The organism is Streptomyces sp. NTD107 (genome assembly GCF_059510435.1).
On record NZ_JCAJZV010000001.1, the window covers coordinates 721,282 to 746,335 of the forward strand.

The 25,054-nt window shown below is 71.4% G+C and carries 20 protein-coding genes, 1 tRNA gene and 2 pseudogenes; 16 read left to right on the forward strand and 7 right to left on the reverse strand.

Annotated features, from left to right (window positions below; translation table 11 throughout):
- Positions 1-48 precede the first annotated feature (48 nt).
- From AC5WRL_RS03190 to AC5WRL_RS03210, 5 genes are all read left to right on the forward strand, one after another.
- Positions 49-1,113 (forward strand): iron-siderophore ABC transporter substrate-binding protein, encoded by a 1,065-nt coding sequence (locus tag AC5WRL_RS03190; protein ID WP_496086686.1) that lies wholly within the window; start codon positions 49-51, stop codon positions 1,111-1,113.
- Positions 1,110-3,212: an iron ABC transporter permease gene (locus AC5WRL_RS03195; RefSeq protein WP_496086687.1), complete on the forward strand. Its 2,103-nt coding sequence runs from the start codon at positions 1,110-1,112 to the stop codon at positions 3,210-3,212. Before AC5WRL_RS03190 ends, AC5WRL_RS03195 begins: the two co-directional genes overlap by 4 nt.
- A 28-nt stretch (positions 3,213-3,240) precedes the next feature.
- Positions 3,241-4,302 carry a peptidase C39 family protein gene (locus tag AC5WRL_RS03200; protein ID WP_496086688.1) on the forward strand — a complete coding sequence of 354 codons (1,062 nt, stop codon included), beginning with the start codon at positions 3,241-3,243 and terminating at the stop codon, positions 4,300-4,302.
- Positions 4,303-4,455: 153 nt separating this feature from the next.
- Positions 4,456-5,271, forward strand: a complete 816-nt coding sequence (locus tag AC5WRL_RS03205) for a LamG domain-containing protein (protein WP_496086689.1) — start codon at positions 4,456-4,458, stop codon at positions 5,269-5,271.
- 205 nt (positions 5,272-5,476) lie between these two features.
- Positions 5,477-9,424 (forward strand): glycoside hydrolase family 2 TIM barrel-domain containing protein, encoded by a 3,948-nt coding sequence (locus AC5WRL_RS03210; protein ID WP_496086690.1) that lies wholly within the window; start codon positions 5,477-5,479, stop codon positions 9,422-9,424.
- 53 nt (positions 9,425-9,477) lie between these two features.
- Here the strand turns inward: AC5WRL_RS03210 and AC5WRL_RS03215 are convergent, their stop codons facing one another.
- Positions 9,478-9,780 carry a hypothetical protein gene (locus AC5WRL_RS03215; RefSeq protein ID WP_496086691.1) on the reverse strand — a complete coding sequence of 101 codons (303 nt, stop codon included), beginning with the start codon at positions 9,778-9,780 and terminating at the stop codon, positions 9,478-9,480.
- A gap of 50 nt (positions 9,781-9,830) precedes the next feature.
- Positions 9,831-10,430 carry a flavodoxin family protein gene (locus AC5WRL_RS03220; protein ID WP_496086692.1) on the reverse strand — a complete coding sequence of 200 codons (600 nt, stop codon included), beginning with the start codon at positions 10,428-10,430 and terminating at the stop codon, positions 9,831-9,833.
- Between the two features lie 184 nt (positions 10,431-10,614).
- Here AC5WRL_RS03220 and AC5WRL_RS03225 point away from each other — a divergent pair, with 184 nt between their 5' ends.
- Positions 10,615-11,487: a helix-turn-helix domain-containing protein gene (locus tag AC5WRL_RS03225; RefSeq protein ID WP_496086693.1), complete on the forward strand. Its 873-nt coding sequence runs from the start codon at positions 10,615-10,617 to the stop codon at positions 11,485-11,487.
- 76 nt (positions 11,488-11,563) lie between these two features.
- Here the strand turns inward: AC5WRL_RS03225 and AC5WRL_RS03230 are convergent.
- A pseudogene (locus tag AC5WRL_RS03230) lies at positions 11,564-11,785 on the reverse strand (LLM class flavin-dependent oxidoreductase); the annotation flags it as partial.
- A gap of 16 nt (positions 11,786-11,801) precedes the next feature.
- Here AC5WRL_RS03230 and AC5WRL_RS03235 point away from each other — a divergent pair.
- From AC5WRL_RS03235 to AC5WRL_RS03260, 6 genes and pseudogenes are all read left to right on the forward strand, one after another.
- Positions 11,802-12,547 (forward strand): annotated as a pseudogene (locus AC5WRL_RS03235) (MFS transporter).
- A gap of 748 nt (positions 12,548-13,295) precedes the next feature.
- A complete protein-coding gene (locus tag AC5WRL_RS03240) occupies positions 13,296-13,841 on the forward strand; it encodes a GNAT family N-acetyltransferase (protein ID WP_496086694.1) in 546 nt (181 codons plus the stop codon).
- A gap of 13 nt (positions 13,842-13,854) precedes the next feature.
- Complete coding sequence (locus tag AC5WRL_RS03245; RefSeq protein ID WP_496086695.1) at positions 13,855-14,838, forward strand: amino acid ABC transporter permease; 984 nt, start codon at positions 13,855-13,857, stop codon at positions 14,836-14,838.
- Positions 14,839-14,855: 17 nt separating this feature from the next.
- Entirely contained in the window at positions 14,856-15,608 is a 753-nt protein-coding gene (locus tag AC5WRL_RS03250) for an amino acid ABC transporter ATP-binding protein (RefSeq protein WP_496086803.1), read from the forward strand.
- A gap of 38 nt (positions 15,609-15,646) precedes the next feature.
- Positions 15,647-16,621, forward strand: coding sequence for an ABC transporter substrate-binding protein (locus tag AC5WRL_RS03255; protein WP_496086696.1), 975 nt, complete (start codon positions 15,647-15,649; stop codon positions 16,619-16,621).
- 564 nt (positions 16,622-17,185) lie between these two features.
- Positions 17,186-17,413 (forward strand): hypothetical protein, encoded by a 228-nt coding sequence (locus AC5WRL_RS03260; RefSeq protein WP_496086697.1) that lies wholly within the window; start codon positions 17,186-17,188, stop codon positions 17,411-17,413.
- A 132-nt stretch (positions 17,414-17,545) separates the two neighbouring features.
- On the opposite strand, the gene AC5WRL_RS03265 is transcribed toward AC5WRL_RS03260, so the two are convergent.
- A complete protein-coding gene (locus AC5WRL_RS03265; RefSeq protein WP_496086698.1) occupies positions 17,546-18,109 on the reverse strand; it encodes a helix-turn-helix domain-containing protein in 564 nt (187 codons plus the stop codon).
- The gene (locus AC5WRL_RS03270; RefSeq protein WP_496086699.1) at positions 18,106-18,453 is read right to left on the reverse strand and encodes a winged helix-turn-helix transcriptional regulator; all 348 of its coding nucleotides are present in this window, start codon (positions 18,451-18,453) and stop codon (positions 18,106-18,108) included. The genes AC5WRL_RS03265 and AC5WRL_RS03270 overlap by 4 nt, the downstream gene beginning before the upstream one ends.
- A 100-nt stretch (positions 18,454-18,553) precedes the next feature.
- Between AC5WRL_RS03270 and AC5WRL_RS03275 the strand changes: the two genes are divergently transcribed.
- Positions 18,554-19,492, forward strand: a complete 939-nt coding sequence (locus AC5WRL_RS03275; protein ID WP_496086700.1) for an NmrA family NAD(P)-binding protein — start codon at positions 18,554-18,556, stop codon at positions 19,490-19,492.
- A 105-nt stretch (positions 19,493-19,597) separates the two neighbouring features.
- On the opposite strand, the gene AC5WRL_RS03280 is transcribed toward AC5WRL_RS03275, so the two are convergent.
- Positions 19,598-19,671, reverse strand: a tRNA-Pro gene (locus tag AC5WRL_RS03280).
- A gap of 58 nt (positions 19,672-19,729) precedes the next feature.
- Positions 19,730-21,160: a lipase maturation factor family protein gene (locus AC5WRL_RS03285; protein ID WP_496086701.1), complete on the reverse strand. Its 1,431-nt coding sequence runs from the start codon at positions 21,158-21,160 to the stop codon at positions 19,730-19,732.
- Positions 21,161-21,252: 92 nt separating this feature from the next.
- Between AC5WRL_RS03285 and AC5WRL_RS03290 the strand changes: the two genes are divergently transcribed.
- From AC5WRL_RS03290 to AC5WRL_RS03300, 3 genes are all read left to right on the forward strand, one after another.
- Positions 21,253-22,239, forward strand: a complete 987-nt coding sequence (locus AC5WRL_RS03290; RefSeq protein WP_496086702.1) for an acetylxylan esterase — start codon at positions 21,253-21,255, stop codon at positions 22,237-22,239.
- Between the two features lie 141 nt (positions 22,240-22,380).
- The gene (locus tag AC5WRL_RS03295; RefSeq protein ID WP_496086703.1) at positions 22,381-23,985 is read left to right on the forward strand and encodes an ABC transporter substrate-binding protein; all 1,605 of its coding nucleotides are present in this window, start codon (positions 22,381-22,383) and stop codon (positions 23,983-23,985) included.
- Between the two features lie 92 nt (positions 23,986-24,077).
- Positions 24,078-25,046, forward strand: coding sequence for an ABC transporter permease (locus AC5WRL_RS03300; protein WP_496086804.1), 969 nt, complete (start codon positions 24,078-24,080; stop codon positions 25,044-25,046).
- Positions 25,047-25,054: the final 8 nt, after the last annotated feature.

Genomic DNA, 25,054 nt, shown 5'->3' on the forward strand with positions numbered 1-25,054 from the left:
GGCATCTCAGCCACGATGCGCGTCTCATCGCAGGAAAGAGGATTTTTCATGAACCGTGCCCGTCGCCTGGCGGCATCGGCCACCACCGGGCTCATCGTGCTCGCCGCAACGGCCTGCGGCACCACCGACGTCGACAAGGGCGACACCGGCGGCAACGCCGACGCCCCGCCCGCGTCGCAGAGCTGCGCCGAGGACAGCACGACCACCTCCACGGACCCGGTCTCCCTCACCGACGGCGTCGGCCGGCAGGTGCGGCTCGACAAGCCCGCCGAACGGATCGCCGTCCTCGAATGGCAGCAGATCGAGGACGCCCTGACCCTGTGCGTCACCCCCGTAGCGGTCTCCGACGCGGACGGCTACCGCACCTGGGTCAGCGCAGAGGAACTGCCCGACGGGGTCACCGACATCGGCACCCGGGGGGAGCCCGACCTCGACACCCTCTACGCGGCCGACCCCGACCTCATCGTCGTGGAGGCGTTCGACGCCGACGACGAGACCATCGCGCGGCTGGAGAAGCGAGGCGTCCCGGTGATGGCCACCCGGGGCGCGAACCCCGAGGACCCGATCGGCAACATGCGGGAGGTGTTCAGCATGATCGGCGAGGCGACGGGGCGCACCGAGCGGGCCGGCCAGGTACTCCAGGAGTTCGACGAACACCTCGCGACGGCCAAGCAGCAGGTCACCGACGCCGAGCTGCCGACCAGGGACTTCCTGTTCTTCGACGGCTGGCTCCAGGGCGGCAACCTCACCGTCCGCCCCTACAGCAAGGGCGCCCTGTTCACCGAGATCGGCGAAGAGCTCGGCCTGAACCCCGTGTGGAGCGAGGACATCAACAGCGCCCACGGCGACGGCGGCGTCAACGCCTCCTACGGCCTCGCGCAGACCGACATCGAGGGCCTCACCGCCGTGGGACACGCCAACCTCTTCTACGCCAACGACGAAGGCGTCGGGGGGTACGTCGAAGCGCTGGAGAAGAACCCGCTCTGGCAGACCATGCCGGCCGTGCAGGAGGGCCGCGCACACGCCTTCCCCGCCCGGGTGTGGGGCGCCGGCGGTCCGCGCTCCTGCGCGCAGGCGATCGACGCGTACGTCGACGTACTCGACCAGAGGTGAGCACAGCACGCACCTCGGCACCCCCGGTGGAAACGCCGCCCCGCACCGAGCGCGGCGGCGCTCCCACCGGGGTGGCCGTCCTGGCACTCCTGCTGGCGCTGACCGCCCTGGTGGGCCTGTGGCACCTGACGCAGGGCACCTCGGGCGTCGGCGCCGGCGACCTGCTGCGGTACCTCGCCGGGGAACGCCGGAACACCGGCGCGACACCGGTCGGCGAGATCCTCGTCGGCTCCCGGCTGCCACGGCTGCTCGCGGGCGTGGCGGTCGGGCTGGCCCTCGGCTGCGCCGGCGCGCTGCTGCAATCCGTCACCCACAACGCACTCGCCTCCCCCGACACCCTCGCCGTCACGGCCGGGGCCCACCTCACCCTGTCGCTCGTCGCGGCCTTCGGTCTCGCCGTCCCGCTGTGGGCGTCGGGCGCCGTGGCCTTCGCCGGCGGCCTGGCGGCGGCGGCACTCGTGCTGCTCCTCGCCGGCCGGGCCGCGGGCACGGCCGGCACCCGGCTGATCCTCGCCGGATCGGCCACGGCGATGGCCCTCCAGGCGGCGACCTCGATGCTCCTCATCCTCTTCAACCAGAACACCACCGGGCTCTTCGCCTGGGGGAGCGGCTCGCTCGCCCAACTGAACATCGACGCCTCGACGCGCGCCCTCCCGCTGATCGCCGTGGTGCTGTGCGTCGCCCTGGCGCTGTCCCGGCGGCTGGACGTGATGAACCTCGGCGACGACGCCGCCGCCACCCTCGGCGTGCCGATCCGCGCCACCCGGCTGACCGCCGTGCTCTGCGCGGTGCTCCTGACCAGCACGGCGGTGACCCTCGCCGGCCCGATCGCCTTCGTCGGCCTCGGCGCCCCCGTACTGGCCCGGCTGGTCGCGGGACGGGTCCGGGCGCTGCGCCGGCACCTGTTCCTGGTACCGGCCGCCGGGCTGCTCGGCGCGCTGCTCATCCTGCTCGCGGACGCGACGCTGCGCGCGGTGCGGGGCGCGGACGGCGCCGCCGCCATTCCCACCGGCGTGCCCACCGCGCTGCTCGGCTCCGTGGTGATCGTGGTCCTCGCCCTGCGGCTCCGCGACACCGGCGGGCTCCGGCAACCCCCGCACGTACGGGTCGCCGCACGGTCGCGCCGCGCGTTCCTCCTCGTCGTGCTCGGCGCGGTGATCCTCCTGGCCGGGGCCGCCCTGGTGGCGCTCCTGGCGGGCAGCCTGTGGCTGCGGACCGGGGACATCGCGCTCTGGGCCCGAGGCGACGCCCCCGCCCTGATCGGGCAGGCGCTGGAGGACCGGGTCCCGAGGGTGCTCGCCGCCGTCCTCGCGGGCGCGGCACTGGGACTGGCCGGCTGCGCCGTACAGAGCGCGGTACGCAACCCGCTGGCCGAGCCGGGGGTGCTCGGCATCACGGCGGGCGCCGGACTCGGCGCGGCGGCCGTCGTCACCTCCGGTCTGTCCGGCGGACGGCCGCTGCTCATCGCGACCGCCGTCGCGACGGGGCTCGCCACCTTCGCGCTGATCGCCCTGCTGTCGTGGCGCGGCGGCTTCCTCCCCGACCGGTTCGTCCTGATCGGCATCGGCTGCGGGTACGGCCTCAGCGCCATCACCACCTTTCTGCTGCTGCGCGCCGACCCGTACCACACGCCCCGGATCTTCACCTGGCTCTCCGGCACGACGTACGGGCGCACGCTGCCGGACGTCGTACCGGTGGCGGTGGCCCTGGCGCTCGCCCTCCCGGTGCTGCTCGCCATGCGCCACCAGCTCGACCTGCTCGCCGTCGACGAGGACACCCCGCGCATCGTCGGCGTACGGCCGGCCCGTACCCGCTTCGCCGCCCTGTCGATCGCCGCCGTGCTCGCGGCGCTCAGCGTGATCGCCGTGGGTGTCGTGGGCTTTGTGGGCCTCGTCGCCCCGCACCTCGCCCGGTCACTGGTGGGCGCCCGGCACGGCCGGGCGATCCCGGTCGCGATGCTGCTCGGCGCGCTGCTGGTCTGTGTGGCCGACACCCTCGGCCGCACGCTCGTCGCACCCGCCCAGATCCCGGCGGGCCTCATGATCGCGCTGGTGGGCGGCCCCTACTTCATCTGGATGCTCCGCCGGTCCCGCGCATGACCCTCCCTCCGACCCATCAGGAGCCATCGTGCAGAGCACCGTCATCCCGTTCGAGCAAGGCACGCCGCCGACGCCCCTGAGCCGGCTCGCGCCCCACGAGGTGTGGCAGCGCTGGCAGTCGGCCGACCGCTCCGCGCACACCCCCCACATCGTGGCCGTCACGGGTGACGACGAGGAGAGCTGGGCCGCGGCGGCGCTCGTGACGAGCCGCCCGCACACCTCCTACCTGAAGATCGTCGACGCCGTGGGCGAGGTGCCCGCGGCCGTCCGGGCCGTCGTCGCCCACGCCCGCGGCCGGGAACTCGCGCAGGTCAAGTGGGAAGGCTGGACGGTGCGCCCCGAGGACGCCGCCGCCACCGGCTTCACCGCGTTGCGTCCGCCGCTCACGCGGGCCGCGGACGAGGCCGGGCCGGCCGCCGGCTACGTCCGCTGGCTGGGCGACGGCACGGGCACCGAACCGCCGTACTACCACCAGAGCACGTACTTCTCGTGCGGCGCCGTCACCGCCCTGGTCGCCCAGGCGCACGCGGGGACCCGGCCGGCACCGGCACTCGACCGGGACACCGAGCTGACGTTGTGGCGGGAGGCGACCAACTTCCCGGCCTGCGAACCCGTCGGACTGGGTGTCGCCGTCCGCCGGGCGTGGCCGACCTCCCCGGTCACGGTCCACCTCGACGTGGACCGCCCCGTTCTGCTCGACCACCTCTCCGAGAGCGAGCAGGAGTGGCGCGCCCACCTCCAGCGCATGTCTCGCGGGGAAGCCGGCCGCATCGGCGTGCCGATCGTCCCGCATCGCCTCCCGGTGGCCGCGATCCGGAGCGCGATCGACCGACGGGAGCACGTACTGCTCCTGGTCTCGCTCGCCGGGATGCAGGGCTTCGACGTACCGCACTGGGTGCTCTGTCACGGCACTGTTCCCGGTGCTGTTGTGATCGAGGACCCGTGGGCCAACGCGGCCACGGGCGACACCTGGCTGGACGCCCACCTGCTGCCCGTCCCCGACTGCTCACTCGACACGATGTCGGCCATCCCGCCCGACCCGTTCCACGGCGCCGTGACCATCGGCCGCCCGCAGCCCTCGATGGTCTGAAGAAGCCGGCGGCGGCATTGACCTTGGGCCATCGGAGTTTCACTATAGTGAAATTCTTTCAGGTGCTGATCACTTCAGATCGCCACCGCAGCCATCCGCATGGAGGTCGATGTGACCGAACGCGCAGACCAATCCCTATCTCTACTGAACGGGATGAGCCGCCGTCGGCTGCTCACCGGGGCAGCGACCATCGCTGCCGCGACGGCCGCCGGCACGCTCGGCACCGCGGGACGGTCCCATGCCGCCGAGACCTGGGAGACCGTGCTCGGCACGGACTCGTTCGCCGGCTACCCGAGCCTGGAGGCGAACTGGAACTACCGCTACCCCTGGGGCCCGGACCACAACGGCAGCGCCCGCATGTACGCCAGTACCACCGACCACGACCACGTCTACCTCTCCGGCGACGGCGTGCTGACGCTGCGCGCCGCCCGCGTCACCGGGGACGAGGGCACCAGCGCCTCCCCGCCCCATCTGCCGATCCGCTACCACTCGGGCGCGATCCACGCCAAGCACCGGATCACGATCACCGACCAGTTCCCCGACTACGAGGTCGGCGGCGAGTTCCAGGTGCCGAGCGCCCCCGGCACCTGGCCGGCCTTCTGGCTGAACGGGGTCGACAGCTGGCCGCCGGAGAGCGACATCGTGGAGTTCATGGGCGACAACCGCAACTGGTTCAACACCTGGCGCACCGCCTCGGACGTGGCGCGCACCATCGTCCCGGTCTCCTCACCCGGCAACTGGCACAAGTACCAGGCGTGGATCACCAAGGTCAACGCCACCGACGTGGACATCCACTACTACCTGGACGGCACCTGGACCGCCGTACACCGCGGCACCGGCTTCGTCGGCAAGCCGCTCCAGCTGATCTGCAACCTCCAGATGGAGGGCCCGTCCGGAGACTCCGGCCCGACCACCGACACCTATTACCGGGCCCGCAACGTCTCCATCGGCCGCACCAGAATCAGTTGACCCCCGCCCTGTCGCGCCGCACCGGGACAACCCACCGGACGGCGGGCGGCGGCCAACCCGTTGAAAGCGGCCCGGGGCGGGTGCCCCCACCACCATCGGTACGTACCACCAGTACCGTCCGGTCCGGACTGGACAACTTCCGGGTGCGCAAGTAGAACGCGTGGTGTCACCGCTCCGCACGCGCCGTCGTCCGAGGGGTCCTGCCATGCCGCACTCATCCGCTTCCGCATCCGAGTCCCGGTCCCCGGCGGGCCGGCCCCCGGGGCCGCCCGTGTTCAGCCGGCGCCGCCTCCTGGAGGGGGGCGCCGCCGGCTTCGGCGCCCTCGCCCTGGGCGCCCTCCCCGGAACCGCCGCCCGAGCCGCCACCCCGGCCACCACCCACGCCGCCTATCCGGAGTGGAACAACAACATCGCCGTCTTCGACATCGGCTCCGAGCCGCCGCACACCACGCTCATGCCGTACGCGGACGTCGGCCAGTCACTGGCCGGGGACAGGACCCGCTCGCCGTGGCGGCTCGACCTGGACGGGCCGTGGCGGTTCGCCTGCTCCGACCGGCCGCAGGACCGCGATCCCGGGTTCCACCGTACCGACCTCGACGACAGCTCCTGGGACACCATCGCGGTGCCGTCCTGCTGGCAACTGCACGGCTACGACCGCCCGATCTATGTCAACATCACCTATCCGTGGTGGGGCCCCAACGGCCTGGGCGAGGAGGCGCAGCCGCCCTTCGCACCGACCCGCTACAACCCCGTCGGCCAATACCGCCGCACCTTCACCCTTCCGCGCGACTGGACGGGACGGCAGACGTTCCTGCACTTCGAAGGCGTCAAGTCCGCCCACTACGTCTGGGTCAACGGCGAGCCGGTGGGCTATCGCGAGGACTCCTACACCGCCGCCGAATACGACATCACCCCGTACCTCACGCCCGGCACCAACCAGATCGCCGTCGAGGTCTACCGCTACTCCGACGGCGACTGGCTGGAGGACCAGGACATGATCCGGCTGAGCGGGATCTTCCGCTCGGTCTACCTCTTCTCCACACCCGTCGTCCACCTGCGCGACTTCACCCTCGACACCCCGCTCGGCGAGGACCACACCACCGCCGAACTCTCCGTCACCGCCGCCGTCCGCGCCTACGATGCCGCCGGCGCCACCGGCCGCTACACCGTCGAGACCCAGCTCTACGACGACCGGGGCCGGGCCGTCTGGCAGCGCCCGCTGAGCCGGCCGGTTGACCTCGGCTCCGCCCCGGCCGGCCAGGACGTCACCGTCCGGGCGGCCAAGTCCGTGCCGGAGCCGAAGCTGTGGTCCGCCGAGCACCCCTACCTCTACACGGCCGTGCTGCGGCTGCGCGACCCGGCGGGCAGGGTGACCGAGATCCTCTCGCACCGGGTCGGCCTGCGCGAATTCGCGATCAAGGACGGCCTGATGCGCATCAACGGCCGCCCCGTCTCCCTCCGCGGCACCAACCGGCACGAGATGCACCCGGAGCGGGGCATGTCCCTCACCCGCGCCGACATGGTGCGGGACATCGGGATCATCAAGCGGATGAACATGAACACCGTCCGCACCTCGCACTACCCCGACAATCCGCTGTGGCTGGAACTCGCCGACGAGTACGGCCTGTACGTGGTGGACGAGACCAACCTGGAGACACACGCCATCAGGGGTGAGTACCCCGGCAATCACCCCGACTGGACCCTGGCGTGCGTGGCCCGCGCCCGGAACATGGTCCACCGCGACAAGAACCACCCCTCCGTCGTCATCTGGTCACTCGGCAACGAGGCCGGCACCGGCAGCACCTTCGTCGCCATGCACGACTGGATCCGATCCCACGACCCCAGCCGCGTCATCCAGTACGAGGGCGACGACCGCCCCGGAATCAGCGACATCCGCTCCGAGATGTACACCAGCCCCGCCGGCATCGAGCGCCGGGCGCAGGACACCGGGGACACCAGGCCGTACGTCCTGATCGAGTACTCCCACGCGATGGGCAACTCGAACGGCAACTTCAAGAAGTACTGGGACATCATCCGCCGCCACGACGTGCTCCAGGGCGGCTGGATCTGGGAATTCGCCGACCAGGCCCTCACCTGGCCCACCCCGGCGCGCATCCTGCTCACCGAGAGCGGACCCGCCGCTCTCCACGGAGAGATCCTTGCCCCCGCCGGAACCTTCGACCGCGCCACGGGAATCAGGGGCGGCACCGTGTTCGCCCGCGACACCGCCCTCGACATCACCGGCTCCCTGACGCTGGAGGCGTGGATCACCCCGCACTTCACCGGCAACCACCAGCCGATCCTCGCCAAGGGCGACACCCAGTACGCCCTGAAGCAGACCAACCAGCACCTGGAGTTCTTCATCCACGCCGCCGGCCAGTGGATCACCGCCCGCTGGGCGCCGCCGGCGGACGGCTGGACCGGCCGGGAACACCACATCGCGGGGGTCTTCGACGCCTCGGCCGGCACGCTCACCCTCCATGTCGACGGCGAGGTGAAGGCCACCCAGACCACCACGCTGCGCCCGGCCGACAACACCGCGCCGCTCGCGCTCGCCACCGACGCCGACAACTGGACCCGGGAGTTCAGCGGCACCATCGCACGAGCGCACGTCTACGCCCGCGCGCTCACCGCGACCGAACTCGCCTCGGACCGGCGGGGCCCGGGCGACGACGGCGTACGGTTCTGGTTCGACGCCGCCGACGCCGGGTACACCGAACGGCGCCCGAAGGAGCGGACCTTCCTCGCCTACGGCGGCGACTGGGGCGACTTCCCCAACGACGGGAACTTCTCCGGCGACGGCATCGTCCTCGCCGACCGCGCCCTCACCGCCAAGGTCGCGGAGATCAAGCGGATCCACCAGGCCATCGACGCCGCCCCGGCCGACGGCGCCGACACCCTGACCACCGGCACGATCACCCTCACCAACGAGTACCTCTTCACCAACCTCCGCGAATTCCGGGGCAGCTGGGCCCTCATTGCCGACGGCGAAACCGTGCAGCACGGCCGGCTGACCCGTACCCAGCTGGATCTCCCGCCGCTGTCCGGCAAGGACATCACCATCCCCTTCAGCAGACCGCGCAACCCGGCGCCGGGCACCGAGTACTTCCTGCGGCTGTCGTTCACCCTCAAGGAGCCCACCCCCTGGGCCGACACCGGCTTCGAGGTGGCCGCGCAGCAGCTCGCCGTCGACGCCGGCAGCCCGGCCGTGCGCGCACAGCCCCTGCACTCGGTGCCGGCCCTGCGCCACGACGACCGCGACGCGTCCATCGTCGTGACCGGCGAGGGCTTCTCCGTCACCCTGGACAAGCTCAGCGGCGTCATCACCTCCTACGAGGCCGGCGGAGCCCGGCTGATCGACTCGGGGCCCGCACCGAACTTCTGGCGGGCGCCGACCGACAACGACAAGGGAAACGGACAGCACACCCGCAACCAGACCTGGCGCGACGCCGGCGCCCGCCGGAAGGTGACGGAGGTGCGCGCGCTCCCGCTGAGCGACCGGGCCGTCGAGATCACCGTCACCGGCACCCTGCCCACCACCGTCGAGTCCGCCTACACCACGGTGTACACCATCTTCGGCAACGGCGAGATCAAAATCGACAACACGCTGCGCCCCGGCGCCGCCACCCTGCCCTACCTCCCGGAGGTCGGCACCATCCTCTTCCTCCCCGGCCGCCTGGAGCACCTGCACTACTACGGCCGCGGCCCGCAGGAGAACCACTGGGACCGCAACAACGGCACCGACGTGGGCCGTTACTCCGGCACCGTCTCCGGCCAGTGGGCCCCCTACAGCCGCCCCCAGGAGAACGGCAACAAGACCGACATCCGCTGGGTCGCCCTGACCGACCGCCGGGGCAGCGGACTGCTGGTCTGCGGCGAACCGCTGCTGGAGTTCAACGCCTCGCACCACACCCCCGAGGACCTGTCCCTGGGCCGCCGCCACGACTACCAGCTCGACCCCCGCGAGGAGATCGTCCTGCGGCTGAACCACCGCCAGATGGGCGTCGGCGGCGACAACAGCTGGGGCGCGCACACCCACGACGAGTACAAGCTGCTCACCCACCGCGACTACACCTACACCTACCGGCTCCGCCCTCTGCCGAACGTCACCGAAGCCACCGCCCTGTTCCGTCGCCCGACAGCGACGAGCTAGGAGCGGCTGACACATCCGCCGGTCCGCCGCCGTCACCGGCGGCGGACCGGCCGCTACCGGGGGTCGCTGACGGACCGCTGCACCCCCGAACGTACGCCCCCGGCCGACCTGGACGAAGCAAGGCGGGCGAGAGCGGCGTTGGCCCTGAACAGCGCCGGAACGAGCAGGTAGGCGGCTATCGGGACGACGATCGCGGTGAGGATCAGGGTGCGCAGCGCGAGCGGCAGGTTCGCCGTGGGCGGACCGATCATCGCGAACACGACTGTGATCGTGGGGTAGACGGCCAGCCACGTGATCAGCGCCCGGCGATGCACGGACGGAGCCGCCGGTGCGGGGGCGGGGGTGGGGGTGGTCATGGGATGTTCTCCGGTGTGCAGGAGGAAAGAGGAAAGGGGAAGCCGCCGCTTCAGGAACCCAGCGCGGCGCGACCGGCGGCGAAGAACCGGGCCTCGCGGGCCACACGGGCGCCGAGATGTTCGGCGGTGGCGATGTCCGACGTGTGGATGGCCTCCGGGCCGGCGTCGTTCGGGCTCTGGCCGCCCACCCCGGCGAAGTAGCCGAGGCGGTTGAGATCGTTCTCACTGCCGGTGGTCGAGCCCCAGCCGGGCAGCAGTCCCAGGCCGACCCAGTGCATGCCGTGCTGGGCGGCCAGGGTGGCGAAGTAGCCCAGCGTGGAGGACTTGTCGCCGGACTTGCCACCGGAGTGGGTGAACCCGGCGGCCAGCTTCCCGGCCCACGACTGGGCGGCCCAGCGCTTGGCACCGGCTTCGGCAAAGGCGTGGAAGGCCGCCGAGGCGGTGCCCATGTAGGTGGGCGAGCCGAAGACGATCGCGTCCGCGGCGTCGAGCTGGGCCCACCGCTCGTCCGTGATCCTGTCGACCGGGACGGACACGGTATCGGCGCCGGTGGAGGCGGCGCCCCGGGCGACCGCTTCGGCGAGCACGGCAGTGTGTCCGAACCCGGAGTGGAAAGCGATGACAACGCTGGGTCGGATCGAAGAAGACATGATGGTTCTGCTCCTGGACATGAGGTCATCCGGCGTACGTCCACCACGGTGCCCCGGCCGCGCGCGGCGGAACAGGGACAGATCCCTCCCCGGCTCCGCCCTCCCCGGCCGCCGGGCGGGCCGGGGAAGGGGGGAGGGTTTTCTCCCCCTGACACGGCGATCCTCCGATGCGAGACTGAAGGACATGAACCGCGATCGTCACCGCCACGACTTGGGAGATTTCCTCAGGGCCCGCCGGGCCGAGGTCACCCCCGAAGCCGTCGGTCTGCCCGAGGGCGGTTCTCGTCGGGTCGCCGGACTGCGCCGCGAGGAGGTCGCGGTGCTGGCCTCCATCAGTACGGACTACTACGCGCGGCTCGAACAGGGCCGCATCGCGGCCTCACCCGCGGTTCTGGCCTCGCTCGCCCGGGTGCTGCGCCTCGACCACGACCAGCGCACGTACCTGTACGAGCTCGCGGCCGGGGCCGGCCACCGGCCCCCGCCCCGCCTCCTCGCGGGCCCCACGGTGCAGCCGCAGGTCCGGCACCTGCTCGACGCCATGACCTACGCCCCCGCCTGGGCCTTCGGACCACGGACCGAGATCGTCGCCTGGAACGCCATGGCCGCCGCGCTGGTCACCGACTTCGCCGAGATCCCCCCGCCGGAGCGCTACTACATCAGGCTGCTGGTCACCGACCCGGCGATGCGCGATCTGTACGCGGACTGGGAAGGCGTCACCCGGCTCGGCATCGCCCAGCTGCGGATGCACAACGCGGCCCATCCGGACGACGCGCGGCTGGCCGGGCTCGTGGATGAACTCTCGGCCCGTGACGCACAGTTCCGGGAATGGTGGGCAGCCCACGACGTCGCCGCACGGGGAACCGGCACCAAGCGGCTGCGGCATCCGGTCGTGGGTGATCTGGACCTGGACTGGAGCGTGGTCACCTGGGGAGCCGATCCCGACCTCCAGCTCATTGTCTGGACCGCGCCGCCGGGCACCGTGTCCTACGACCGGCTGCGCCTGCTGGCCTCCTGGGCCGCGGCCCCGGCCCACGCCATCAGCGGCCGCCTGCCCTGACCTCCCGGAAACGACGGCTCCCGGGAATCGGTCACCCGGGCCGGCCGCCTCGGCGGGCGGTCCGTGGCCCGGGCAGTCACCGGCGGGCCCATGCCTCGGCCGGCAGCCGGTAGGAACGCACCCGGTCGGCGTGGTCGTGGGTGATGGTGGTGATCAGCAGTTCGTTCGCGCCGGTCGCCCGGCGCAGGACGTCCAGCTGTCCGGTGACCTCGTGCGGTGCGCCGGTGAACTGGGTGTCCACCCGGTCCGCGACCAGCCGCCGCTCCTCCTCGGTCCAGGGCAGCGCGCCCGCCTCCTCGGCCATCGCCCTGGTCATGACCGGTATCCCCATCGCCCTGTCCCTCGGCGTGCCCGCCGGCACCTTCCTCGGCGACGCCATCGGCTGGCGCTACGCCTTCGGGCTCATGTCGGTGCTCACCGCCGGCCTGCTGGTGTGGATCCTCGCTCTGGTCCCGGACCATCCCGGCCGGCCGGCGAACGCACCCCGGTCCTCGGCGCGCTGAACATCACCGGCGTGCGCCCCGTCCTGTTCGTCACCCTGGTCTTCGTCCTGTCCCACACCGTCCTGTACACCTACACCGCCACCTTCCTGGACCGTCTGGGGCTGGAGGGCTCCACCGGTCCGATCCTGCTGGTCTTCGGCATCGCCTCGATCGTCAGCGTCGTGATCACCGGCCAGCACATCGACCGCAGGCCGCGCGCCCTGACCTTCGTCAGCATCATCCTGGTCGCCGTGGCCGCCGCCATCCTGGCCGTGCTCGCCGACAGCACCCCCCTCGTGTACCTCGCCGTCGTGCTGTGGGGCCTGGGCTGGGGCGGCGCTCCCACCCTGCTCCAGACCGCGGCGATCGATGTCGGGGGCGATGCGGCGCAGGCCATGCTGGGCACCCTGTGGAACGCCGCGATGGCCGCCGGCGGCGTGGTCGGCGGTGTCCTGCTGAGCGCCTTCGGCTCCCAGTCCTTCCCCTGGAGCGTGCTGATCCTGCTGGTACCGGTCACCGCGGCGGTGGTCCTCTCCCACCAGGGCTTCCCCAGCCGCCGCGCCGGGGTCGCCTCATGAGCGCCGCGCACGCCCCGGAGGCCGGCCCCGGTCTGCGACCCGGGCCGGCCACGCCGGGAACGCCCCGACGCCCTGACCGGTGCTGTCGTCCCACCGATCCACCGGACCTTCGACGTTCAGCCGGCGGCCTGCGCGTCGGGTACGAGCACGGCCGCTGCGGCAACCCCGCCAGGACCGCCCTGGAGGTGCGCGCCCGCCCGGCTCCGCACCCTGTGCCCTGATCGGTCATCACGGACCAACTGGCCTACCTGCGCCAGGCGTTGGACCGTATGAGGTGACGCTGCCCCCGCGCGAAGGGCAGCCGTCGCCGAATCTGCCGGGTTCCGGGAGTGGTGTTGACGCGGCCGGGGGCCAATGCTCAACTACGGGGGTGAACTTCCCGCTGGCACTGGTCACGCGCGACCACATCGACTTCTGCCGGGTGTGTTCCGCCGCCTGTCGCGCCTGTCGCGCCTAGGCCCGCCGGACACCCCCCGCCCACGGCCGCCGGCCCGGCACCGCGCCGCGGCACCCGGACGAGGAAACTCCGCCGCCTCGCGGAGCGCCGCACCGGCGGACCGCGTCCGTCGTCCTGACCCGGCACCGGGGCGCCCCGGCGCGGACACCCGCCACGCCTGAGACACCCGGTGCTCCGGGCACCCGCTCCCGTACCAGGCGGTCAGCCCGCCGACCACGGGTCCCTCCCCCCGCCCGCTTCCGCACGGCCGTGCGGAAGCGGCGCGTCCCCTCCTGGCTGAAAGGCTGCCCCATGCCACCGGAGCCGACCGGCGCCGCCCCGCCGGCCCACCGTCGCCGCCCCGCCTGCCACCCACCGCTCACCCTGGTCAGGGTCGCCGCCGGCGATCCCCTCGCCCAGCCACTGCTGGAAGAACTGGAGTACGAGTACGTCACGCGCTACGGCGACAGCGCCCGGGCGGAGATGACCCGCTACCCCGACGACGACTTCGCCCCGCCCCACGGCACCCTTCTGCTGCTGCTCCACAACGGGCAGCCGGTGGCCGGCGGCGCCTACCGCCGCTGGGACGCGGAGACGGCCGACCTCAAACGGATGTGGACCCACTCCGCCCACCGGCGCCGCGGCCTGGCCCGCCGGGTGCTCGGCGCACTCGAACAGGAGGCGCACGCGAACGGCTACCGCCGCATCCGGCTCACCACCGGTCCCCGGCAGCCGGAAGCCCGCGCCCTCTATCTCGCCACCGGATACACCCCCCTGTTCGACCTCACCGCCGATCCGCCGGCCACGGGGCTGCTGCCCTTCGAGAAGCCGCTTCCCGGCCCGGCCGCGATCCGGTGAGAGGGAAGCACCCATGGACAGCACCCTGCGTGCGACACGCCCCGCCCCGGACCCCGCCGTCTCCGGCGCCGCACATCTGCTGACCCTCAAGGTCATCCCGACCCGACACTACGGACGCTGGATCGCCGGCGCCGCCGTACTCGTCCTGCTCGCCCAGTTCCTGCACGGCCTGGCCACCAACCCCGGCTGGGACTGGAAGACGTTCTTCACCTACCTCACCACCGAGACCGTCCTCAAGGCCGTCTGGCTCACCCTCCAGCTGACCTTCTGGGGCACGCTCCTCGGCTTCACCCTGGGCATCGTCCTCGCCCTCATGCGGCTGTCCGACAGCCGCATCCTCCAGAGCGTGGCCTGGACCTACGTATGGGCGTTCCGCTCGATCCCGCTCATCGTCCAACTGCTGTTCTGGTTCAACCTGGCCTACCTCTACCAGGAACTGGGCATCGGCATCCCCTTCGGCCCCGTCCTGTGGGAGTTCGAGACGCTGCGCCTGATCGGAGCCATCCCGGCCGCCGTCATCGGCCTGGCCCTGCACCAGGCCGCCTACGCGGCGGAGATCGTGCGCGGCGGCGTACTCGCCGTCGACCCGGGCCAGCGGGAGGCCGCCGCCGCGCTGGGCCTGCCCCCGCTGCGGCAGCTGCGCCGGATCATCCTCCCGCAGGCCATGCGCGGCATCCTGCCCAACGCCGCCAACGAGATCATCTCCCTGTTCAAGGGCACCTCCATCGTCTCCGTGATGGCGATCGGCGAACTCTTCTACCAGGTACAGGTCATCTACGGCCGCAACGGCCGGGTGGTACCGCTCCTGATGGTCGCCACCGTCTGGTACATCGTCCTCACCACCGTGCTCTCCGTCGTCCAGTACTACGTCGAGCGGCACTTCGCCCGGGGCGCGGGCGACCGCGCCCCGCGCCCCATCCTCCGTCGACCCCGCCCGGTGCCGCGCCGAGCACCGGCCGCCGGGCCGCTCGTCCCACGCGAGGAGAAACGTCGGTGACCGGCACCGGACACGTCATGATCGACATCCGCGATCTCCACAAGCGGTACGGCACCACCGAGGTACTGCGGGGCGTGGACCTGAGCATCCGCGCGGGTGAGGTCGCCGTCCTGCTCGGCCCCTCGGGATCCGGCAAGTCGACCCTGCTGCGCGCCATCAACCACCTGGAGAAACCGGACCGCGGACTGGTGTGCGTCGACGGCGAGCCGATCGGCTACCGCCGGGCGGGCAACACCCTGCGCGCGCTGAAGGAACGCCATGTCCTGCGGCAGCGCACCCACATCGGTTTCGTCTTCCAGAACTTCCATCTCTTCCCCCATCTGACCGCACTGGAGAACATCACCGAGGCGCCGCTCTCCGCGCTCCGCCGCCCCCGCGCCGAGGCCGTCGCCACCGCGCAGGCGCTGCTGGCCCGGGTCGGCCTGGCCGACCGGTCCTCCGCCTACCCGGCGCAGCTCTCCGGCGGTCAGCGGCAGCGGGTGGCCATCGCCCGGGCCCTGGCCCTGAACCCCAAGGTGCTGCTGTTCGACGAACCCACCTCGGCCCTCGACCCCGAACTGGTGGGCGAGGTCCTCGACGTCATCAGGGATCTGGCCCGCGGCGGCACCACCATGCTCGTCGTCACCCACGAGATCGCCCTGGCCCGCGAGTCCGCCGACACGGTCCTGTTCATGGACGAGGGCCGTATCGCCGAGCGCGGCACTCCGGGTGAGCTTCTGGACAACCCGCGCCAGGCACGTACCCGCGCCTTTCTTTCCAAGGTCCTGTGAGCATCGTCCCCCGTCCTCCGGCAGAGAAGAGCAAGATCATGTCCGGTCCGTCCCAGCGCCGACTCCCACTCGCCGTCGCCCTGCTCCTGGGGCTGTCCCTCACCGCCTGCGCCGATCCGGTGGAGGACCCCGCGCCCGGTGGCGGGACCACCACGGCCGGCGGCTTCCATCTCGGCCCCGACCAGGACCGGGTGACCACCGAACCGGTCGCCGCGCTCGCCGCGTTGCTGCCCGAGGAGATCCGCGAGCGCGGCACACTGGAGATCATCAACACGGCCGGCACCGCCCCACCACTCAACTTCTACGCCACCGACGACCGGACGGTCATCGGCGTCGAGACCGACATCGCCTCGCTGGTGGCCGACGCGCTGGGACTCGAACCCGTCTTCAACGTCGCCGAGTGGGCCAATGTCTTCGTCGGTCTGGACAGCGGGCGCTACGACGTCGGCTTCACCAACATCACCGTCACCGAGGAGCGCAAGGACAAGTACGACTTCGCGACCTACCGGCTGGACAACATCGCCTTCGAGGCGCCGAAGGACTCCGGGTGGACGGTGGAGGGCCCGCCGGATGTCGCCGGCCGCACCATCGGTGTCAGCTCCGGCACCAATCAGGAGGAACTGCTCGTCAACTGGAGCGCGGAGAACACCGTCGCGGGCCTGGAGGCCACCGACATCAAGTACTTCCAGAACCCCTCGGACTACTACCTCGCGCTCTCCTCCGGCCGCATCGACGCCTACCTCGGCCCCAACCCGACCGCCCGCTACCACGCGGCCGTCACCGGGGAGACCGAGGTGATCGGCTCCTTCTCCGGTGCGGGCGACGAGCTCCAGGGCGAGATCGCCGCCACCACGAAGAAGGACAGTGGACTGGTCATCGCCCTCAACGAGGCGCTGAACGCCGTGATCGAGAACGGCACCTACCACCAGGTCCTCGAACGGTGGGGCCTGGCGGACGAAGCGGTGCAGACCTCCGTCATCAACCCACCCGGCCTGCCACGCAGCGCTCCCTGACCGGTCCTGGCCGACGAGGACCGCCGTCCAGGCAGCGTGACCCCCGGGCCCGGCGGGCCCACACGATCCCCGACGGGACGGCCCGCCGCCACCCGCGGGTACTGCGGCTCACCGGCCTCCGTCCGGCGAACGGAGCAGCCGGACCTGATGGAAGCCACCGAGGCGGCCACCCGGCCCTGACCTGAGGGCCTTGCAGTGCGGGCCCGCTTCAGTACATGGTGAGCTGTTCGTGCTCGGACCGGTCGAGGTGGACGATCCGGCCCCGGGGCAGGACAGGGCACGCGACGGCGGAACCGCACCCGGCAGCGCAAAGTACGCCGCAACCATGGCCGGCGACCGCACCCTGAAGTTCCGCGGCTCTGAACTCCTCCTCGTACAGGCCGAGTACCTCACCCAAGATCCCATTACTGCGACTGGTAGGCACGCATGTTGAGGTGTCGCATGTTCCACCTGCCAGGGCTGGGACGGGTCGCTCTGAGTAGTGAGGTCGGTGCTCGTGGTCGGGCCCTGGACAGGTAGGTTCACGGTGGTGTGTTCGAAGCACTTCTGAGGGGGAGGCCACCGGTGGACGTTGTGGCAATCATGGAAGCACTGGCTGAACAGGGCATCACCGTGCTCTTCAAGGCCGACGCCGAGCGGATGGCAGAGCGGCGCAAGCCCTGGACATTCGTGGCCAGTGGCGCCCCCTTGCGCGACGACATCCTCGTGCGAACCGATGCCGCCTCGGTGGAGCAGTGCCTCGAATCCTGCCTGCCTCGCCTGCGCGAATTGGGATTTTCGCTGCCCGAATGACGAGAGCGGTCAACCGGGGTACAACGTGCCGACCCACCGCGTGTGGTCGCGGGGGCGTATCGGCTCCAGGGTGCCGCCGGCCTCGGTGACAAGCCGGGTGGCGGTCTTGTCGTGGTAACCGAGGGCCTTGGTTCAGATATCCGGCGAGGCGTTCAAGGATCTCGTCTGCGATTTTCGTCCATACGAAGGGTTTCGGGTCTTCGTTCCAGACCTTGATCCAGCCACATCGCGGACCTTCTCGATGAACGGTGGATCCTTGAAGAGCTTGACGGTGTCCACCAGGTGGGGTTTGAGGCCGAAGGTCCGCCAGCTCCGCGAGATCGCCGACTGCGACAGGCCCACCTCCTTGGCCATCGTCCGGGTCGACCAGTGCGTGGCGTCCCTTGGTGTGCTCCCCAGTGTCCTGACGATCACCTCTTCCAGCTGATCGTCGGTGATCCTCCTCGGCCCGCCCGGACGAGGCTCGTCGGTCAGGCCCTCCAGCCGGTCGCGCACGAACCGGGCCCGCCAATGGCCGACCGTATGTGGCTCGACACCCAGACGGGCGGCAACGTCCTTGTTCGCCACGCCGGTTGCGCTCTCCAGCACGATCCGACACCGCAGAGCCAGGGCCTGCGAAGAGGTCCGGTGCCCGCCGCCGGACACCCCGGCCCGATCGCGAGAGATGCTCAACGGTAGAGCGATGTTCCGCGTCACGCCTCGCTTCGCGCAGGGAGATTTCGTTCGCTCCAGTGGGACAACGGCCGCAGGGCGGAGATCAGCTCCTCGGCGTCGGGGGTGAGGGCGTACGTGATCTGGACCGGCGTGCTGGGGACGACTGTGCGTTCGATGAGCCCACGGCTCTGGAGCTGCTTGAGTCGCAGTGTCAGCTGCGGATCCGAGATGCCCGGGACCAGAGCGCGGTACTCCTTGAACCGGCGGGCGCCCCGGGCCCCGGCGAGCAGGATCGGTCCGGTCCAGCGGACCCCGATGATGTCGAGCGCGCGCAGGATGCGGTGGCAACTCTCCTCGTCGACAGAGGAGTCAGGCGATCTGGTCACTTCTCCAAAGTAAGTAACTTCGGTGCTCTTTGTCGATGCGGGCAGCAGGGATGGATGCTTTTTGAGCTACTCGCAAGCAGATCGAACAAGGAGTAACCGTATGACGACAGTACTGGTGGCGGGCGCAACCGGTAGCCTCGGCAGCTCGATCGTGAAGAACCTTCTGGAGCGCGGCGCGGACGTACGAGCACTGGTCCGTCAGTCCTCCGTGGACAAGCTGGTGGCACACCCGAATCTGACGCTGTGCGTCGGCGACCTGGCAGACGGGTCCGAAGGTCTACAGCGGCACGTCGACGGTGTGGAGGTCGTGGTGTCCGCAGTCCAAGGTGGACCGGAGGTGATCATCGACGGGCAGCGGGAGTTGCTGCGCGCAGCGGAGCGGGCCGGCGTACACCGTATGATCCCGTCCGACTTCTCGATCAACCTCTTCGGGTACGGCTACGGCATCAACGTGCTGTCCGACCTGCGCCGGGTATTCGCGGACGAGTTCGCGACCTCTACGGTCGCGCGTACATCGGTGGCGATCGGCGCGTTCCCGGAGTATTTTCTTGGCCCGGTCCACGAGGTGCTCGACCCGGTCGCGGGCACGTTCTCGGTATGGGGCGACGGCACGGGCGCGATCGACATCACCACGATTGCGGACACCGCCGCGTTCACGGCCGCCATCGCGCTCGACCCGAAGACCGCGGGCCGCGAGGTGCACGTGGTCGGCCAGCAGCTGTCCATGCTGGACCTGCGGAACGAGATCGAGGCGGCCTCCGGGCGGCGATGGGAACTGGTGCGCAGGGGCACCCTTGACGACCTGCGCGCGGAGATCGCGCGTCGGCAGTTCACGGCGTCCAGCGTGGTCGAATACGTAGCGCTGCAAGCCCAGGTTGCGATGTTCGACGGAACGGCCTCGTTGCGCGACGTGCGCAACGACGACTACCCGGACGTGATACCGACCTCGGTGGCTGCCTATCTGGCCCGCCGGGGTGCGGCGCACTTCGCGGTGCCCCGGGCGGCCCGGCACCCGGGCGAGTGGCCGACCCCTGTCTGAGATCCACCGCCCGGTACGGTCCAGCACACGACCCAGAGGTACCGGAAAACGCACCAGGGGCCGCTCTCCTTCACGGAGAACGGCCCCTGGCCTGTACCTGTACCGTCGGGACGACAGGATTTGAACCTGCGACCCCTTGACCCCCAGTCAAGTGCGCTACCAAGCTGCGCCACGTCCCGGCACCTTCTGACCTGGAGCTTTGCCCCTCGTCAGCGGGTAGTAGAACTGTACCCCATTTCAGCGGGTGCTTGCTCGGGGCGGCAGGTGGTCGCCCAGGGCGGTGCGGTGCCACCAGGTGTGGGTGGCGCGGCGTTCGGCGGGGGTGGTGAAGCGGTAGCGGTACAGGCGGGCCCTGATGTACGCGGGTGGGGCGTCGGGGAAGGGGTTGACGCGCAGCAGGCGCAGGGTGGGGCGGTCGCCGGCCAGCAGGCGGTCGATGAGGCGGGGGAGCCAGGGGGCCGGGTAGCCGGGGGTGAGCGCCGCGAACCACATCAGCCAGTCGAGCCGCAGGTGGAACGGGGCGAACTGCCGTGGCCGGCGGTCCACCGCTCCCGGTTTGCCGTGGAACTCGTACGCCCGCCACCTGCTGTCGGCGGTCGGCCGCCGGTCGGTGGTGCCCTCCAGTACCACCTCGTAGCGCTGCCGGGTCACGGTGCCGAAGGCGCCGTAGGTGTTCACCAGGTGGAGGCTGTTGAACGACCGGTTCATCGCCTGGCCGGGGGAGAGCAGATTGCGTACCGGCCAGTAACTGAGCACCGCGACCAGCAGCGTCACCGCCCCGGTCAGGACGGCGAACCACACCGGCGCATCCCCCTGGCCGCCCGGCGGCGACGGCAGCGGCAGATGGCGGGCCGCCAGGGCGCCGTCCACCGCCGCCACGGCCAGCAGCAGGGTCAGCCAGTTCAGCCAGGCGAAGTTCCCCGAGGCGATCAGCCACAGCTGGGTCACGATCACCACCGCCGCCGCCCAGCTGCCCACCGGCTGTGGCGCGAACAGGGCGAACGGGACGATCAGTTGCGCACCGTGGTTGGCCGCCGCCTCCACCCGGTGCAGCGGCCGGGGGAGGTGGTGGAAGTACCAGCTGAGCGGGCCCGGCATCGGCTGCGTCTCGTGGTGGTAGTACAGGCAGGTCAGCCGCCGCCAGCAGCGGTCGCCGCGCCACTTGATCAGCCCGGCGCCCAGCTCGACCCGGAAGACCAGCCAGATCAGCAGATAGAGGGTGGGTACCGGCGGGGCGATCTCCGCGTTGCCGAGGAAGATCGCCACGAAGCCCGCCTCCAGCAGCAGCGTCTCCCAGCCGAACGCGTACCAGACCTGGCCGATGTTCACGATGGACAGCTGGAGCAGCCACAGCAGGAACCACAGCAGCATCGACACCCACAGCGGGACCGCGTCGGCCGCGCCGAGCGCCACCGCTGCCGCCAGTACGGCGCCCGTCCCCGCCACCGCCGTGAGCCGGCGGTCGGTATAGCCGAGCCGGAAGAGGCCGGGGGCGTCCCGGAACCGCACCGTGCGCAGAAACAGCGGTGCCGGAGTGAGGCCCCGCTCGCCGGCCAGCGGGCGGAACTCGCGCAGCGCGGTCAGGAAGGCGATCAGGTAGATCACCGCCAGCCCGCGCTGGATCACCACTCTGCTCAGCCAGGCGTCGGGGTCGCCGAACCACTCCATGCCGTATCCGTATCATCCGCCCGTTGACCAGCGGGGGAACAGCGGCTTTGCTTCTGGCTGGTAAGCGCTTCACCTTCGAGAAAGAGGCCCCGATGCCGCTGACCGATCTCCCGCTGGACGAGCTGCGCGGGTACCGTCCCGAGGTGCCGGCCCCCGCCGACTTCGACGATTTCTGGGCCAAGACCCTGGCCACCGCCCGCGCCGCCGCCGGGCAGCCGGCCACCTACACGCCGGTCACCGACTCCCCGCTGGCCGCCGTGGAGGTCTTCGATGTCCGCTTCCCCGGCTGGGGCGGCCAGCCCATCGCCGGCTGGCTGCTGCTGCCGCGCGGCGCCCGGGCCCCGCTGCCCGCCGTGGTGCAGTACATCGGGTACAGCGGCGGGCGCGGTCTGTACACCGACCATCTGCTGTGGAGCGCCGCCGGGTACGCGCATCTGGTGGTGGACAGCCGAGGTCAGGGGCATGACACCCCGGACCCGGACCCGATGCCCACCCCGCAGTACGTCAGGGGCTTCATGACCCGGGGCATCGACGACCCGGAGACCTACTACTACCGCCGGATCATGACCGACTGCGTGCGCGCGGTGGACGCGCTGCGCGAGCATCCGGCCGTCGACCCGTCCCGGATCGTGGTGGCCGGCGGCAGTCAGGGCGGCGGTCTCGCCCTGTCCACCGCCGGGCTCGCCGGCGACGCGGTGGCCGCCGCCCTGGTCGATGTGCCGTTCCTGTGCCACTTCCGGCGCGCCGCCGACATCGCGGGCGACGGCCCGTACCCCGAGATAGCCGACTACCTGGGCATGCATCAGCGGCACGATCCTGACCGGGCCTTCCGTACCCTCAACTACTTCGACGGGCTGCACTTCGCGCCGCGCGCCGCCGCCCCCACCCTGTTCAGCGTGGCGCTGATGGACCCGGTCTGTCCGCCGTCCACCGTCTTCGGCGCCTACAACCACTACGCCGGGGAAAAGGACATCACGGTCTGGCCGTTCGGTGACCACGCCGGCGGCCGTGGCTCCCAGCCGGTGGAGCAGTTGCGCTGGCTCGCCGCCCGGGGACTGGGCGGTGCCACCGTGAGCTGAGCGCTTTCCCCGCACCGCCCCCGGTCATCCGCCGGGGGCGGTGTCATGTCCGTCACCCTGTCCGCCCTTCCCCAGTAACAACCCGTGCGCTTTAATTGCGAACGTTTCGCAATAACGTCAGATGTTCAGGAGAGGGTGCACATGACGGCCCGGACCGTACGGACAGCGGTTGCGGCACTCGCCGCCGGCACCATGCTGGCGCTCGCCGCCTGCTCCACGCCCACCGAAGGCGACCGCGGCGACAGCGGCGCACCGGGCGGCGCCGACTCCCTGGTCGTCGGCATCGCCGGCGAGCCCGACACCCTCAGCCCGCTCCTCGGCTACGGCAAGGACGGCAACTCCAAGCTCTTCGACGGACTGCTGAGCCGCGACGCCGACATGAACCTCCAGCCGGCCCTCGCCGCCGCCCTCCCCGAAGTCAGCGACGACGGCCTCACCTACACCTATCCGCTGCGCGAGGACATCACCTTCAGCGACGGCGAGCCCTTCACCGCCGCCGACGTCGTCTTCACCTACGAGACCATCCTCGACGACGCCACCCTCAACCCCAACAAGGACGAACTCGACGCCCTGGACACGGTCGAGGCCACCGACGACCACACCGTCGTCTTCACCCTCGGCTACCCCTACGCGCCGTTCGCCGAGCGCACCGTCCTGCCCATCGCCGCCGCCCACGCCGCCGCCGGCCAGGACATCAACACCGGCCCGTACAACACCGATCCCATCGGCACCGGCCCCTACCTCCTCACCGGCTGGACCAGGGGAGAACGCCTCACCTTCCGGGCCAACCCCGACTACTGGGGCGGCACACCCGAGGTCACCCGCCTCACCATGGCCGTCATCCCCGACGACGACATCCGCGCCACCCGGCTGCGGGCCGGCGACCTCGACGCCGCCGTCCTGCCCCCCAACCTCGCCGCCACCTTCGACGGCGAAGCCGGCCTCACCACCCTGCACGCCGAGAGCGCCGACTTCCGCGCCGTCACCCTGCCCACCGGCCACCCCGTCACCGGCGACCGCGACATCCGCCGCGCCCTGGACCTCGCCGTCAACCGCGAACTGATGGTCGACAGCATCCTCACCGGCGCCGGCCACCCCGCCTACGGCCCCGTCCCCACCGCCGGCGACTGGTTCGCCGAAGGAACCGAGCGCCCGTACGACCCCGAGGCCGCCGGCCGCCTGCTCGACGAGGCCGGCTGGACCACCGGCGGCGACGGCATCCGCGCCAAGGACGGGCAGCGCGCCGCCTTCACCCTCTGGTACCCGGCCGGCGACCGGCTGCGCCAGGAACACGCCCTCGGTTACGCCTCCGACGCCAAGGAGATCGGCATCGATATCACCGTCGAATCCGGCTCCTGGGAGATCATCGAGGGCCGGATGGACACCGACGCCGTCCTCTGCGGCGGCGGCGACCCCGCCGACCCCGACTTCGAGCTGTACGGCCTGCTGTACTCCGCCCTCGCCGGCGAGGGCTGGAACAACATGGCCCGGTACGACAACCCCGCCGTCGACGAGCAGCTCGACCTCGGCCGCCGCAGCGCGGACCCCGCCGAACGGGCCGCCGCGTACGACGCCGTGCAGCGCGAGTTCGCCGCCGACCCCGGCTACACCTTCCTCACCCACATCGACCACGTCTACGTCATGAAGGACGCGTGGGACGGCGTCAGCACCCAGACCGAGCCGCACGACCACGGCCTGGGCCACGGCCCCTGGTGGAACGTCGAGGACTGGCGGATCCGTCCGTGACCACCGGCACCACCGGCACCACCGGGGCCCCGGCCCGTACCGCCGCCCAACGCGGTACGGGCCAAGGCCGCCCCGCCCTGCCCTGGGCCGCCATGGCCCGGCTCACCGGCCGCCGCGCGCTGGCCGCCGTCCCCGTCCTCGCCGTGGTCACCCTCGGCATGTTCGCCGTCGCCGCCGCCTCCCCCTTCGACCCGGTCCGCCAGTACATCGGCTCCGACGCCATCGGCGCCTCCCAGCACACCCTCGACACCCTGCGGGCGAACCTCGCCGCCTCCGGCAGCTTCGCCGAACAGTGGTGGGCCTGGCTCCGCTCCGCCCTGACCGGCGACCTCGGCCAGTCCCTGACCCTGCGCCAGCCCGTCACCCAGGTCATCGCCGAACGCGCCGGCTGGTCCCTGCTGCTGTGCGGCTGCGCCTTCGTCATCTCCCTCACCCTGGGCACCGCCCTCGGCGTGCTCGCCGCCCGCCGCCCCGGCTCCGTCCTCGACCGCGGCGTCACCTCGCTCAGCTACGTCCTCCAGGCCGCCCCGCCCTTCTGGCTCGCCCTCCTCGCCATTTGGCTGTTCGCCCTCCACCTCGGCGTCACTCCGGCCGGCGGCCTCACCGACACCGGCTCCGACACGATCACCGCCGGCTCCGTGGCCCGCCACCTGACACTGCCCGTGGCCGTACTCGCCGTCTCCCAGCTGCCCTGGTTCGTCCTCTACACCCGCCAGGGCGTCCTGGACGCGCTCCACGAGGACCCGGTACGCGGCGCCCGCGCCCGCGGCATCGGCGAACGCACCGTGCTGCTGGGCCACGCCCTGCGCTCGGGACTGCTCCCCGTCCTCACCCTCATCGGCACCCGCGTCCCCGAACTCATCACCGGCGCCCTGCTGGTGGAGACCGTCTTCAGCTGGCCCGGCATGGCCTCCGCCACCGTACGGGCCGCCACCGCCACCGACTTCCCGCTGCTGGCCGCGCTCACCGTGATCTCCGCGCTCGCCGTCCTCGCCGGGAATCTGCTCGCCGACCTCCTCTACGGGCTGGCCGACCCACGCGTCGACCACGACGAGATGTGACCCCGCCC